The organism is Thermococcus sp. (assembly GCF_027011145.1).
In the GTDB taxonomy this organism is placed as follows: Archaea; Methanobacteriota_B; Thermococci; order Thermococcales; family Thermococcaceae; genus Thermococcus.
In genome coordinates, this window is the sequence record NZ_JALVAO010000034.1 from 34426 (window position 1) to 47794 (window position 13369).

16 protein-coding genes are annotated in these 13369 nt (G+C 49.7%); 3 read left to right on the plus strand and 13 right to left on the minus strand.

All coding sequences use genetic code 11. The annotated features are described in order from the left end of the window. The first annotated feature begins 8 nt into the window (after nucleotides 1-8). On the plus strand, nucleotides 9-1415 hold the full coding sequence (locus MVG27_RS03470; RefSeq protein WP_297548362.1) for a hypothetical protein: 1407 nt from the start codon (nucleotides 9-11) through the stop codon (nucleotides 1413-1415). On the opposite strand, the gene MVG27_RS03475 is transcribed toward MVG27_RS03470, so the two are convergent. Both MVG27_RS03475 and MVG27_RS03480 read right to left on the minus strand, forming a co-directional pair. Continuing rightward, entirely contained in the window at nucleotides 1400-2320 is a 921-nt protein-coding gene (locus MVG27_RS03475; protein ID WP_297548364.1) for an SDR family oxidoreductase, read from the minus strand. The two genes, MVG27_RS03470 and MVG27_RS03475, sit on opposite strands and share 16 nt — an antisense overlap. Before the next feature lie 50 nt (nucleotides 2321-2370). Beyond that, on the minus strand, nucleotides 2371-2649 hold the full coding sequence (locus MVG27_RS03480; RefSeq protein ID WP_297548366.1) for a hypothetical protein: 279 nt from the start codon (nucleotides 2647-2649) through the stop codon (nucleotides 2371-2373). A 145-nt stretch (nucleotides 2650-2794) separates the two neighbouring features. Between MVG27_RS03480 and MVG27_RS03485 the strand changes: the two genes are divergently transcribed. Beyond that, nucleotides 2795-3814 carry an adenylosuccinate synthetase gene (locus tag MVG27_RS03485; protein WP_297548368.1) on the plus strand — a complete coding sequence of 340 codons (1020 nt, stop codon included), beginning with the start codon at nucleotides 2795-2797 and terminating at the stop codon, nucleotides 3812-3814. Here MVG27_RS03485 and MVG27_RS03490 read toward each other — a convergent pair. The 11 genes from MVG27_RS03490 to fba all read right to left on the minus strand — a co-directional run bounded on the left by MVG27_RS03490 (nucleotide 3811) and on the right by fba (nucleotide 12476). Then, nucleotides 3811-4587, minus strand: a complete 777-nt coding sequence (locus tag MVG27_RS03490; RefSeq protein ID WP_297548370.1) for an alpha/beta hydrolase — start codon at nucleotides 4585-4587, stop codon at nucleotides 3811-3813. The two genes, MVG27_RS03485 and MVG27_RS03490, sit on opposite strands and share 4 nt — an antisense overlap. Nucleotides 4588-4589: 2 nt before the next feature. Next, the gene (locus MVG27_RS03495) at nucleotides 4590-4994 is read right to left on the minus strand and encodes a type II toxin-antitoxin system VapC family toxin (protein WP_297548372.1); all 405 of its coding nucleotides are present in this window, start codon (nucleotides 4992-4994) and stop codon (nucleotides 4590-4592) included. After that, complete coding sequence (locus MVG27_RS03500; protein ID WP_297548374.1) at nucleotides 4978-5274, minus strand: AbrB/MazE/SpoVT family DNA-binding domain-containing protein; 297 nt, start codon at nucleotides 5272-5274, stop codon at nucleotides 4978-4980. Before MVG27_RS03500 ends, MVG27_RS03495 begins: the two co-directional genes overlap by 17 nt. Before the next feature lie 49 nt (nucleotides 5275-5323). Further along, a complete protein-coding gene (locus tag MVG27_RS03505; protein WP_297556184.1) occupies nucleotides 5324-5980 on the minus strand; it encodes a hypothetical protein in 657 nt (218 codons plus the stop codon). A 2-nt stretch (nucleotides 5981-5982) separates the two neighbouring features. Next, nucleotides 5983-6285, minus strand: a complete 303-nt coding sequence (locus tag MVG27_RS03510) for an iron-sulfur cluster assembly protein (RefSeq protein ID WP_297556187.1) — start codon at nucleotides 6283-6285, stop codon at nucleotides 5983-5985. Continuing rightward, the gene (locus tag MVG27_RS03515; protein WP_297556189.1) at nucleotides 6263-7267 is read right to left on the minus strand and encodes an ArsA family ATPase; all 1005 of its coding nucleotides are present in this window, start codon (nucleotides 7265-7267) and stop codon (nucleotides 6263-6265) included. Before MVG27_RS03515 ends, MVG27_RS03510 begins: the two co-directional genes overlap by 23 nt. Before the next feature lie 10 nt (nucleotides 7268-7277). Then, the gene (locus MVG27_RS03520; protein ID WP_297556192.1) at nucleotides 7278-7556 is read right to left on the minus strand and encodes a hypothetical protein; all 279 of its coding nucleotides are present in this window, start codon (nucleotides 7554-7556) and stop codon (nucleotides 7278-7280) included. Nucleotides 7557-7559: 3 nt separating this feature from the next. Continuing rightward, complete coding sequence (locus MVG27_RS03525) at nucleotides 7560-7847, minus strand: hypothetical protein (protein WP_297556195.1); 288 nt, start codon at nucleotides 7845-7847, stop codon at nucleotides 7560-7562. Nucleotides 7848-7883: 36 nt separating this feature from the next. After that, nucleotides 7884-9617 carry a carbon starvation protein A gene (locus MVG27_RS03530; protein ID WP_297556198.1) on the minus strand — a complete coding sequence of 578 codons (1734 nt, stop codon included), beginning with the start codon at nucleotides 9615-9617 and terminating at the stop codon, nucleotides 7884-7886. 146 nt (nucleotides 9618-9763) lie between these two features. After that, the gene (locus MVG27_RS03535; RefSeq protein WP_297556199.1) at nucleotides 9764-11545 is read right to left on the minus strand and encodes a pyruvate/oxaloacetate carboxyltransferase; all 1782 of its coding nucleotides are present in this window, start codon (nucleotides 11543-11545) and stop codon (nucleotides 9764-9766) included. Nucleotides 11546-11630: 85 nt separating this feature from the next. After that, nucleotides 11631-12476 carry a class I fructose-bisphosphate aldolase gene (fba, locus tag MVG27_RS03540; RefSeq protein ID WP_297551069.1) on the minus strand — a complete coding sequence of 282 codons (846 nt, stop codon included), beginning with the start codon at nucleotides 12474-12476 and terminating at the stop codon, nucleotides 11631-11633. 125 nt (nucleotides 12477-12601) lie between these two features. On the opposite strand from fba, the gene MVG27_RS03545 reads away from it, so the two are divergent. After that, nucleotides 12602-13318 carry a biotin--[acetyl-CoA-carboxylase] ligase gene (locus MVG27_RS03545; protein WP_297551067.1) on the plus strand — a complete coding sequence of 239 codons (717 nt, stop codon included), beginning with the start codon at nucleotides 12602-12604 and terminating at the stop codon, nucleotides 13316-13318. Nucleotides 13319-13369 lie beyond the last annotated feature (51 nt).

The following is a 13369-nucleotide window of genomic DNA, read 5'->3' on the forward strand; positions in this document are numbered from 1 at the left end:
AGGCTAAGATGAATGGACTGAAAAGGATAGTCTCAGCGATTTCAATCACAGTGATAGTTGTATTACTTATTTTTGGGTTAGCTGTTCCGAGGTTAAACATTAAAGTCCAAGAGCTTGGGGTTGGTGAATGTTCACTGAACAAGTTTTTGGATACGGCAAACGTGACAATAGGATGGGAAACTACACCTTACATTTTTGGAACTTCAATATACACGCTGAAGAACATAACCATGACGTTTTCAAACAATGTTTCATCAGCAAACTTGAGCGTTTTAGTTGTAATATACGGGTATAATGTCAACACTGGATCTTATCAAGAGGATGTGTTCCAATACAACGCAAGCAATATCTCGATAAAAGCTGGAGTTCCATACGTTATCAACAATACCAACACCTCGTACTCCTACTATGGTGGGGGGATAATATCAAAACCAGAGATCAAGAATTTTACAGTAATCGTAACTACTACCCCGTATCCATGCAACAATACTCCGATAATGGTTGGTGCCCAGGGGATTGAGATAGCATCCCTAAGCTATTCCCCTCCAAGCTCTGGTGTTCTCAACATAACTATTCAAGAACAAAGTGGGTCCAACCTCTCATACTATGTCATCAATTTCACTCTTCCCGGAAACTGGTCAAAGTTATATCCTTACATAACATACCCCAACGGAACCAGACTCTATTACTGGTATGAATACGTTCCCTCTGCCCAAAAGACATGGTTCTGGACACGTGTTAATCTGTCACCGTATCAAACATTGACACTTCAGCTTCACTATGGCAATTACACCCAGTACAATTCAACGTACGTTAATATGTCCAATGTTTTTTGGATGTTTAGTGTATCTCCATTCTCCATTTCTTCAGGCAGTTCTGTCTCGGTAGGGACGACTCTGTTTTCGCAATTTTTAAGTGCTCTCTCCTATTTTGGCTACGATGGTTATACAGTGGATATGAATGCCAATTTAAGTGCACCTTCTACTTCTGAGTATGGGCCCTATTATCTCTTCTACAACGTCACCGGCTATTTTGGGTTAACGTATCCCACAGGTATAGGAATAATTCTCTACTCGTCCCCGTTATATCGTGTTGACTGGGTTCTTTCATTTTTTGGTAGCTTGGTCGTATACCGGGTAATATCATACCCAACGTTGCCCGTCGGAACCATAGCCCAGTATGAACTTACTATAACGTCATCAGGAAATGTAACGCTTACTGCAAATCTAAACGAGGTTGCTAACGATAGACTTTCACAGGCATCGTACCGCAACGACTTTGTGATTGGTCAAGGTATAGGCACTAGCTATTACGAATGGATTGGATTTAGACCCTACAAGAGTCCTCCTCCTAATGTGACCATAACTAGCATTCAAACCGGCGAGTACTCATTCACTGTTTACTTCCGTCCCTGATACCACTCCACAGTCTTCTTTAGCCCCTCTTCCAGCGAGAACGCGGGCTCGAAGCCAAGCTTTTTAATTTCACTTATGTCTGCTACGCTTCTCCTTATATCCCCCGGCCTGGGCTTGTCAAAGACTATAGAGCTCGTCGTTCCGGTTATTTCAATGATCTTCATGGCAAGTTCCAGAATCGTTGTTTCCCTTCCCGTTGCGACGTTGAAGACCTTCCCGTTGGCACGTTTGCTCTCCGCAACGAGGAGGTTGGCCCTAACGACGTCCTTCACGTAGATGAAATCCCTTGTCTGCTTGCCGTCCCCAAAAATCACGAGGGGCTCTCCCGCCAATGCTCTGTTAATGAAGATGCTTATCACTCCCGCGTACTGGTTGAAGCTCTGCCTCGGGCCGAACACGTTGAAGTAGCGGAGCGAGACAACGGGTAAACCGTAGAGTTCGTGGTAGACCCTCAGGTATTCCTCTGCGATAGCTTTTGTTACCCCGTAGGGCGAGAGAGGTCTCGGCCTCTCGGTTTCCTTGAGCGGAAGGTTTGGATTATCCCCGTACACGGCGGCAGAAGAAGCGAATATCAGCTTTCCGTGTCCCTCAAGGAGGGCCTTGAGAACGTTGAGCGTTCCCAAGACGTTTACCTCCTCCGTAAAAACCGGGTCTCGGATGCTTTCAACGACACTAACCTGGGCCGCCTCGTGAAAGATGTAGTCGGCGTTGCTTATCAGCTCCGCTATCGCGCTGTAGTCCCGGATATCGGCCTTTATCAGCTTCGCCCCGGGCGGGACGTTTTCCTCCTTTCCAGTGTAGAGGTTGTCTATCACGATAACCTCGTTGTCCTTGACGAGCTCCCAGGCTATATGAGAGCCTATGAATCCCGCTCCACCGGTAACGACGATAAGCTTGTTCCTCATGGTCAACCCCTGGGGAGTAGTGACACGCCCTTTAAGTCTCTTTCTCCAGATTAACTCCTCCTTAATTTCACAGCCCTCATTAGGTCCTCCTTCGTTAGGGATTTTTCGTAAAGACCTGAGTATGCGTTGAGAATGTCTTCTATTATCAAAAACAGCTTTTCAAGTGTATCTTTGCTTCTGTTCCACGGTATAGCATATCGGAATTCCATTATTTCTGCGAGCTCATCGAGTGTTATCTCAACTAAGATTTTTCCTTCGGGAAATTCTACTAGGAGCAGTTTCTCCTTTCCAAGAACAACCTTAACATCAGAAGTTATCATGGGCATCACAATACGGAGTTCGTCATTGATGTACTTTAAAGTTGTGCTTCATACGGTTTTAAATTTTTGAACGTTCCTCGAGATTATTCACATGTATATGCCTACTTAGAAACAGTTAAAAACATCTTCTTAACTTAAACATTGGTAAGGGGACATGCCGAGCTACATCGTTGTTGGCGGTCAATGGGGAGACGAGGGGAAGGGTGCAATCATAGCCTATCTTGCCCTGAGAGATGAACCTGAGGTAATAGCTCGTGGCGGTGTCGGGACGAACGCCGGACACAGCGTTTTTATCAACGGAAAGAGATACGCGGTCAGACAGCTCCCGACGGGTTTTATGCAGACCAAGGCGAGGCTTCTCGTCGGAGCCGGCGTCCTCGTTGACCCCGAAGTGTTCTTCCACGAGCTCGAACATCTCAGGGACTTCGACGTCGCTCAAAGAGTTGGTATAGACTATCGCTGTGCGATAATCGAGGAGAAGCACAAACAACTCGATCGCTCCAGCAGTCACCTCCACGATAAAATAGGCACCACCGGAAGCGGTTGCGGGCCGGCCAACGCGGACAGGGTCATGAGAAGGGCCAAGCTCGCGAGGGACATTAAGGAACTCGAGCCCTATCTTACGGACGTTGCAGCTGAGGTCAACGACGCTTTGGACGAGGGCAAGCTCGTTCTTATCGAGGGAACGCAGGGCTTTGGACTGAGCCTCTACTACGGGACGTACCCCTACGTTACCTCAAAGGACACCACGGCCTCCGCCATAGCAAGCGACGTTGGAATAGGTCCAACGAGGGTTGACGACGTCATAGTCGTCTTCAAGAGTTTCCCGACGCGCGTTGGAGCCGGACCGTTCCCAACTGAGATGAGTCAGGAAGAGGCTGAAAAGCTCGGACTCGTTGAGTACGGAACCGTGACTGGGAGAAGGAGAAGAGTGGGCTGGTTCGACTTCGATTTCGCGCGCTACTCTGCTAAGCTAAACGGGGCAACGATGCTGGCTTTGACGATGCTCGACAAATACGACAGAGACGCCTTCGGCATAACCGATTATGAGGAGTTGCCAAGAAAGGCGAAGGAGTTCGTGGAGGAAATAGAGGAGAGGGTTGGAGTGCCCGTTGCCCTCATAAAGACCGGGCCGGAGCTGGAGCACATAATAGACAGGAGGGAAAACATCTAACCAGAGTGCTCCAGCAACCACTCAACAACCGTTCTGTGAAAATCATCTCCCCACTCCGGGTCCTCGAATATCTCGTGGTAAGCCCCCGGAAACTCCTTCAGCGTCTTGTCCTTGACCTTTAGCCTATCAAAGAGCCTTTTAGCTCCTTCTGGCGGGGTTATCACATCGCCTGTCCCCACAAGAAGGAGAACCGGGACTTTTATCCTGTCGGCTTCCAAGTGGGCCAGTTCCATGTTGACGAATATGCTCCTGCCGAGCTTTGCCGAAATCCTATCGTGGACCAGAGGGTCCTCCACGTACCTCCTCACGGCGTCCCTGTTTCTGGAGAGGAGTTCCGGCCTTATGCCGTTGGACAGCGTTATTCCCGGTGCAATCTTCCCGAGGAACTTTGCCAAGGCGACCATAAAGCCCGGCGTTTCGGGGCTCTTCGCGAGGGCAGGTGATGAAGCGACTATGCCCTTTATCCTATTGCTCCTCGTCTCTGCGTAGCGGATAACTGTTAGACCGCCGAGGCTGTGGCCAAAGATGAAGGGCTCCTCCCCTATTTCCTCGATTATGGAGTCGATTATCTCCAGTGTTTCCTCAATGCTCGCGTGCCCCCTTTTGCCGGGGCTCTTCCCGTGTCCCGGCCAGTCGAAGGTGTAAACGGCAAAACCAGCCTCGTTCAGCATTCCTATCAGCTTTCCGTAGCGACCGCTGTGCTCGCCGAGGCCGTGCACCAAAACGACCCAGCCCCTGTCGGGCGTTCCGAATTTGGCCCGGTAAACATCCATTTTCAACCCTCCAGCCAGAGCCTCTTGAGGGGGAGCCCGTCAAAGTCCTCATTCTCACTCACTATCGCCTGAAGGCCGTTGTTCTGGATTACGGCGATGTGGAGGGCATCGGAAGGGCGGAGTTTGTATTTGAGAATGATTTCCCTGGCTGTGAGGTAGTCGAAAACTGTCAGGGGCAACACCTCCACATAGGGCAGAATCTTCTCGTCTATGAACTCTATTGAAGTCCTGTAAGGAACTCTGTACTTCCTCTTTGCAACGTGGATTGTCTCGTCAAGAACCAGCGGGCTCGTGTAGAGGGAGTGATTTTCCACGAGTTCCGCGTAGAATTCTACAATTTTTCTATCTTCTCCGGGGGTTTTGGTAAGCAGGTAAACGAAGAGATTGGCGTCAAGGAACAGCTTCATCCCCAATCCCCCAGACTTCGTCGAATTCATCTTCAAGGCTTACGTTCTTCAGTTCCCCTAGTTTGGCTGGTTTTCCCGTCGCGTTCTTTCTTTTCCATTCAAGAAGCTCCCTTATGAGGTCCTCTTTGCTTTTCTTCGGCAGTATGATGAGTCCTTTCTCCGTCGGCTCGACGATAACCTCACCGCCCTCCTTTATGCCGTACGCTTCTCTAAAGACCTTGGGGATGACTATCTGGCCCTTCGGCCCGACCTTCAGGCGGATACTAACCACTGGTATCACCAAGTATAACTGGTAGTTCAACCGATAAAAAGGTTATGAAGAAAGGGAATCAGGAAGAAAATGGGCTCTCCTTTATCTCCCTGTTGGTGAACTCGACTATCTTCCTCACGCTCTCCTCTATTGTCTCAGGCTCTGGCTTCATGAGGACGTAGAAGACGTTGGTCTTTGGTGTCAAAGCCACGTGCTTGACGTTATGTGACTTCGGAAGGCTTTCCAGAAGGGATTTAAGCTTATCCAGATCCCTTCTCTTCTCGAAGAGGGCTTCGTACTTTTTGCCCGCTATCTCCACTTCCTCCCTTTGGAGGAGCGGCTCGTTCTCTATCTTGGGCTTAAGCCTGTAGTAGCCCTTCTGGATGAGATGGGCCTCGCGCTTTATCTGGGCAAAGGGCCTTACGACAATGTAGAGCTTATCGTGCCTGCTTGTCAGGAGAGCAATAGGAAAGTAGAGAAGGCTGTGCCTGGGGAGAAGCGTGAGTGTGTACTCAAATCTCCTCACGTTGTCCCTGTTTATCTTGTAGTTTGCCCTGAAGCCTATGTAGCCCCCAAGCCAAACGTAGTCCTTGTCCTCTGGTTTCACTATCTCCTCTATCTTTTTCAGATAGAATTCCATCAGCTGGAGGTTAAGCTTTCTGCCCTTGTAGAACTGTATCGAAGTTAGCGCGGCTATAACCATTATCGCCAGCAACAGACCTGAAGTCAGCTCCATTATTAGACCTCCTCCTCAATCGGATAATACCTCTGGAGAGAGGTATCGTCGATTATTTCAAAGTACCCGAGCTTATCCTCTAAAACCTTTGCCATGTCCTTGATTATCCTAGCCTGAACCGCCCAGTTGACGGCCATTGCAAAGGGATGGGCCGGGGTATACCTTAGGAACGCAACGTATATTCTCACTGTCCTATCTTCCTCGTCTATCTCAACCTTGCTGACAAGCCCTTCACTGACTATGTCCATGTTGGTTATAGGATTTTTCACTTTTTTGAGCAGTTCAAGTATCTCCTCCTCCCTCAAGTATCAAACCCCCGATCTTCCTGAGCCACTCGATTCCCCTAGGCTCCTCCGAAAACATTGGTACTTTTATGACCCTAACTCCCGGAAACTCCTTTTCGATCTCTTTGAGAACTTTGTGCTGGGCCTCAAGCTTTACTTTGATCTCTGGTATTTCCCTCTCTACAGTTATCACCTTGTTGACAACTATGAGGTTGAAGGGAACCTTGAACTTCTTCAGGCTCTCGTAGGCTCTTTTAGTCTCGTAGAGCGGAAGCATTTCAGGGTTCATAATTGCAACGACGCTCGTTTTGTCTGGATCTGTGATGACCTTTTCAACGAACTCAATTTCCTCTTTGTAGGCTTTAAGCTCCTTCATAACGGGATCTTCTTCCTCGTCCTTTGGAAGGGTGAACTCCTGCCCTTCAAGGACGAACTTCTGATCGCCTTTTATTTTGGCTATCATCCTCCTCCTTTCGAGTATCTTCCGCCTGATTTCCATAAGTTTCTCGGTCCATATCAAGGAGATCTTCGGCAAGGCCAGAACACGGAGGGTCAAACCGGTTGGGGGAGTATCAAAGACTATAACGTCCCACTCCTTTCCCTTGAGAAGGATGTTCCTTATCGCTTCAAGCGTCGCGTACTCCTCGATTCCCGGCGAATAGCTGAGGACTTCGAAATACTTCTCAAGGTTTATAACGGTGAGATAGCGGTACATGTTCTTCAGGTTGTCCTCAAGGTGCTTGAGGTAGCTTTTTATAAGCTTCTCCATGTCGAGTTCACTCGCGTAGAGGTTTTCGCCGAGCTGTTTGGGAATATCGCTGAGCTTCTCCATGAAGACATCGCCAAGGTTGTGGGCGGGATCTAGAGACACTATGAGAGTTTTGTAGCCTCTCTCAGCCAAGGCTGTTGCGAGGGAGGCACTTGTTGTCGTTTTTCCAACGCCGCCTTTTCCTATGACGAATATCACCCTAAAATCCTTCTTGGGCGTCAAAAACTCGTCCATCACCACCACCTCAGTCTATGTCGAACATTCCGGCTATTTCACCAAAGATGTCGTCCATATCAACAGCCCTCTGCTGCATAACGTACATCTCCCTAACCATGTGGAGCATCAGGCGAACGACAAGGGTAGTGGGAGGGCTTGGAATACCGATAAAGGACCCCATGAGAATTAAAGCGAAGACGTTTTCGAGTTCTCTCTCTTCGAACTCAATATACTCAGTTGATTGGTCCTTGAAGGATTCTCCAAAACCCTTCAGGAAGGCCTTTATACCTTCAATGATTTTTTTCATCTCTCACACCCCGATCCATCCCGTTTTAAACGTCACTTCCTTATCGGCCTTTTCCTGCATCACGTAAAGCTCCCTGACAACATATGGAAGCAGTCGAAAGCTTATTTCCGTGGGCGGATTTGGAAGGCCGATGTAGTCCCCAAACAGGATGAGCGCGAAAATATTTTCGAGTTCTTCCTCCTCCCATTTGATCCCCTGAAGATAGTACAGCTCAAATCCCTTATGAAACTCCCAGAGGAATGTCAGCGGGAGTTTTAGCTTTGAAAAAACTTCCTTGAGCAGTTCCCTCATACCATCGCCCCTAAAAAATGATAAATGGAAAGGAGTTCAGGCCTTCGCTGCCTCGTACTCCTCTGCTGGTCTCTTCCATGCGTTCCAGAAGTCGATGACCAGCAGGAAGTTCAGGAGCAGGCCGACGAGGGTTATGAACCCTACCGCGTATCTGGTACCAACTGCTCCGATTCCTGGGACAACCACCACGAGGAACCAGAGCAGTGCCAGAGTAACTGTAATCCACAGGAAGAGCGCTGGAATTAGCACCGCCCAGCTCCACTTTCCTGCCTGCTGTACCTTGGTAACCCATAGGGCCGCGGTCATTAAAGCAATGCTCGCCAGCATCTGGTTCATACCGCTGAAGGATGGCCAGAGGATGAGCCACTGGTTGCCCCATGCAAGCCAGACGCCGAGACCTGCTAAGACTATTGAGGCGAGCCACTTGTTAACGAGGGTTTTTCCAAGCCCGCTGCTGGTATCGAGGAGCATTCCAACGACTTCCTGCCATGCAAACCTTCCAAGCCTGGTAGCGGTGTCGAGTGTGGTCAGGGCAAAGGCTGAAACCCACAGGCTTGCGAAGACAGCACCGGTTTTGACCGGTATTCCAAAGGCATCGTTCAGACCGTAGGCGTAGCTCTTGGCGAAGATGCCGACCTTGAGACCGTGCTTGACGACCTGTATTGCGTACTGAGCACCCCAGTTGTCAACGGTAACTGGCACGTTGAGGGCCTGGAAGACCTTGAGACCATAAACTGCTATCGAAGCTATGACTATCGTTGAGAGGAAGCCCTCGGTAAACATTCCACCGTAGCCGACGAGCAGGCCGTGAAGCTCGTTGTCAAGCTGTTTGGATGAAGTTCCAGAACCGACGATGGAGTGGAATCCGCTCAGCGAACCACAGGCGATGACGAGCGGTATGGTCGGCCAGAAGGGTGAGGGCTTTCCACCGACAACGTTGGCGCTCCATGTGGTGTAAGCTGGAGCGGTAAACGTTCCCTTGCCGCCGATGAGTATAAAGGCCAGACCGCCGAGGATCAGGCCAAACCACAGGATGTAGGCGTTGAGGTAATCCCTAGGCTGTAGCAGGATCCAAACTGGAATCGATGCCGCTATGATTATATACACGAACAGGAAGAGCACCCAGCTGTGGTAGCTTGCGTGGATCGGGTACTTGAAGCCAAGCCACACTGATAGCGCAACAAGGAGCAGGCCGATTATCGTTGCCCCTGCGAAGTGCAGGCTGGTCTTGTACATGAGGTAGCCGACTATTACTGCCGAGATCAGGAACATTATCGAAGCGGTTGCTGCCTCTGGGGTCTTGTTGAAGATTGTGGCTATAACTGACATGAACGCCGCTAGGACGAGGAGCAGTGCAAACAGTATGTAGAACTCAAAGGCAATTCCCGTCCTTCTGCTCATGAGCTTTCCTGCAATCCACTGGATTGACTTACCATCATAGCGGACAGATGACATCAGTGCCAGATAGTCGTGAACTGCACCGATGAACACGTTTCCGAACCAGACCCATAACAATCCCGGGAGCCAACCCCAAGCCATTGCAACCGCTGGACCCACAATTGGACCCGCGCCAGCTATCGAAGCGAAGTGGTGTCCGTAGAGAACGAGCGGGTGCGCTGGGACGTAGTCAACTCCATCGTAGAGCCTGTGGGCAGGTGTTGGCCTGTTGGGGTCGGCTTTAATGACCTTATTTTGAAGGGCCTTGCCGTATGTAAAGTACATGCCTAAATATATTGCAGCTGCTATCAATATTGTTACAGCGGAGTTCATTGTTGCACCTCCATTTAAGTTTTGCACTATATTGTACAGATCACATACTTAAATGCCTTTCGGCAAAAGTCCGGAAATATTTCGGCTTTTCACGGAAAGACCGAAAAAAGATAATTTCAGAGGGCTGGCTTTAATACTATTCCTCGTCACTCAAGTTCTATTAATGGGTCGCCTGTGTTTACGGTGTCGCCTTCTTTGACGTAGATTTTCTTTACAACCCCATCCTTGGGAGCTGGAATCTCATTCTCCATCTTCATGGCCTCAAGAACAACGAGTCCCTGACCGGTTTTAACTTCCTGACCCTCGCTAACAAGAACCTTAAGTATCTTGCCAGGCATTGGGGCAGTGACTGTATTCGGCGAAGCCTGAACAGGAACAGAACTCGGAGCAGGCGTTGATACAGGAGCACTAACGGGAGCAGACGAAAGAGCACTGAGAGGAACACTCTTTGGTATGGAAACTGTTCCACCTGCCTGTGGTAGGTATCTAAGTGCGCCCAAATCAACACCCTCGATACCGACCTCAAACTCAACGCCGTTGACGTAGATTTTAACCCTCTGAGCCTTCTTAGGCGGTTCCACCCTAACCTTTCCCTCGGCCCTGGCCCTGAAGAACTCAAGCGCAACTTCCGGAAAGAGGCAGTAGGTTAATACGTCCTCCTCCTTGTGGAGGTAACCGAGTTCTTCAAGCTTTTTCCTGCACTCCTCAAGGGCAGGCTTGAGCAGGCTCCCCGGCCTCTCTTTAATCGGCTCCTCGTCTCCGAGGACGAGCTTTTTGAGTTCGGGGTTTATCTCCGCCGGTGGCCTTCCGTAGAGCCCTTTGATGTAGTCCTTTACCTGCTTCGTTATCTGCTTGTATCTCCCGAATAAGACGTTGAAAACGGCCTGGGTTCCAACTATCTGGCTCGTCGGTGTGACGAGCGGAGGCCATCCCAAATCGGCCCTAACATGGGGAATCTCTTCCAGAACCTCATCGAGTTTGTCGAGCGCGTTCATCTCCTTGAGCTGGGCTATGAGGTTCGAGAACATTCCACCGGGAACCTGATACTTAAGAACGTAGGGGTTCACCATGAGAGTTTCCTTGTGAAGCAACCCCCAGTACTTTTCCTCTAGGAGTTTCTTCAAATATCGAGAAACCCTGTGGATTAAATCCCTGTCCAGATGGCTTCCTACCGCTTCTGGAAGGGCATGCCATATCGTTTGTATCCCCGGCTGTGCGGTTCCAAAGGCCAGTGGGCTTATGGCGGTATCAATGAAATCCGCACCCGCTTCGACGGCCTTAAGATACGTTGCCACTGCCATTCCAGTGGTTGAGTGGGTGTGAACGTTGACTGGAACGCCGTAGGTTTCCTTAATCTCACTGACGAGCTCGTAGGCCTTCCAGGGAGTTAAGAGACCCGCCATGTCCTTTATTGTGATTACGTCAACGTCCAAAGTTAGAAGCTCCTCAACCTTTTTCATGTAGTATTCAAGAGTAAACACCTTCCCGGTTGTGTAGGCTATTGCCCCCTGAACCTCCGCTCCAACCTCCTTGGCCTTCCTTATTGCAACTTCCATGTTTCTGACGTCATTGAGGGCGTCGAAAACCCGGAAGATATCGATTCCATTTTTATGCGCCAGCTCGACGAACTTCTCCACGACATCGTCGGGATAGTGCCTGTAGCCGACAACGTTCTGCCCCCTAAGGAGCATCTGGAGTTTAGTCTTCCTTATGTGCTCCCTGAGAAGCCTGAGCCTCTCCCACGGGTCCTCCTTAAGATAGCGTATGCATACGTCGAAGGTCGCTCCTCCCCAGACCTCCATTGAGTAGAAGCCTATTTTGTCCATGGTTTCGGCTATCTTCAGCATGTCCTCCGTCTGGAGGCGCGTTGCGATGAGCGACTGGTGAGCGTCGCGAAATGTAGTGTCTATAATCTCTACCCTGTTCATTACCCATCACCTTTAATGCACACAATAGTACAGAACCTTAAAAACTTTACGACGGAAGAAGAATATTAAATAGACAATTGACGAACTACAGAAGGCCCTCAGCTTTCGCTGCCTCCTCCGGGTCCTCGTTCCTATGAATGACGCGAAGGAGGGCCTTTATGAAGGGCTCAGGGTTCTCGCGCTGGAATATGTTCCTTCCAACGACGGCCCCCGCGCCACCGGCTTCAATGACTTCCCAAACAACTTTCAGGAAATCCACAGGGTTGTCTTTTTTTGCACCTCCACTGAGCAGAACGGGGACTCCCGCCGCTGCATCAACGACCTTTGCAAAGGTCTCCCTCGAGCCGGTCCAGTAGGTCTTTATCATGTCCGCTCCGCTCTCGGCCGCGGCCCTCGCGCCGTACATGACGACGCGGTAGTCCTCTTTTTTGCCGTACTTCTCTGTGATGTACGGACCACGCGGATAGGCAAACTGCACAACAGGGAACCCTAGGTCGTGGGCGTAGCTCGCTATCTCCGCGAACTGACGCATCATAACATCCTCAGCTGGACTGCCCCAGTAGACGGTGGCCGCTATGGCATCGGCCCCGAGTTTTACCGCATCCTCGACGAAGGCCAGCTGGCTCTGAAGGAGTTGCTCCTCCTTCGGGCGGAGGTTGGTCTTGCTCGTGAGCTTTATCATCAGGCCAACGTTCGGCTTGACCTCGTCGCCGGCAATCCTCGCGATTCCGGGGAGCATCATGACACCGTCTATCCCCGCTCTGATGACCTTCCTGATGATAACCCTGGGATTCACATGCTCCCAGACAGGCTCAAAATCCGTTGGTCCATGCTCAAAGCCATGGTCCATCGCGAAAATCAGCGCCCTTCCATCCCTGCGGAAGAACCTCCTAAGCCTTCTTCTTATCCCAACGCTCTGGTAGGCGTCCATTTACATCACCCAGAGTGATATATCTTTTTATGTGGATTTAAGGTTTTCCCCGCATGTTACTACCACTTAGAGTTTTCCGCAATCGTTTAAACGCCTTTCGTCAAACAATGAAGTGGTGTTCAAATATGCATTGGAAGGTAATCCGGTTTACTGAGGTGAGCTCCACCAACGATTACGCAAGGGAGATAGCGAAGGAAGTGCCCGAGGGAACGGTTGTGGTGGCAAAAAGGCAGACCTCAGGAAGGGGAAGAAAGGGTCGGAAGTGGGCTTCTCCCGAAGGTGGTCTGTGGATGACGGCTATATTAAAACCCAGATCAAGCCCAGAGCATATTACAAAGCTTGTTTTTGTAGGGGCGCTTGCCGTAGTTGACACCCTTGCCCGATACGGAATTCCTGCGGAGATTAAGTGGCCCAACGACGTCCTTGTTGGTGGAAAGAAAATAGCTGGAATTCTCACCGAGTGCAAGCTTAATTCATTTGCTCTCTTAGGGATAGGTCTAAACGTCAACAACGAAATTCCGGAGGAACTCAAAGAGCAAGCAATCTCAATGGCCGAACTCGTTGGAAAGGTCAGTATTGAAGAAGTCCTCCAAGCACTCCTTAGATCCATTTCATACTGGTACAGCCTATTTAAGAACGGTATGCACGAAAAAATTCTCCAAGCCGTTCGTCTCAAAAGTTCAGTTATTGGGAGGAATGTTGTGATTATAGAGGACGGTGAAGTCGTGCTTGAGGGGAAAGCTATTGGAATAGATGAATCTGGATCCCTCCTAATTGATAGAAGTGGTCATATTGAGAGAGTAGTATACGGCGATGTTTCACTTCGTTTTGCAGATCAGTGAATTTCTTGCCATGTTTTATCATTTTGTCAAATATTCTGCGAAAAAGTTAAA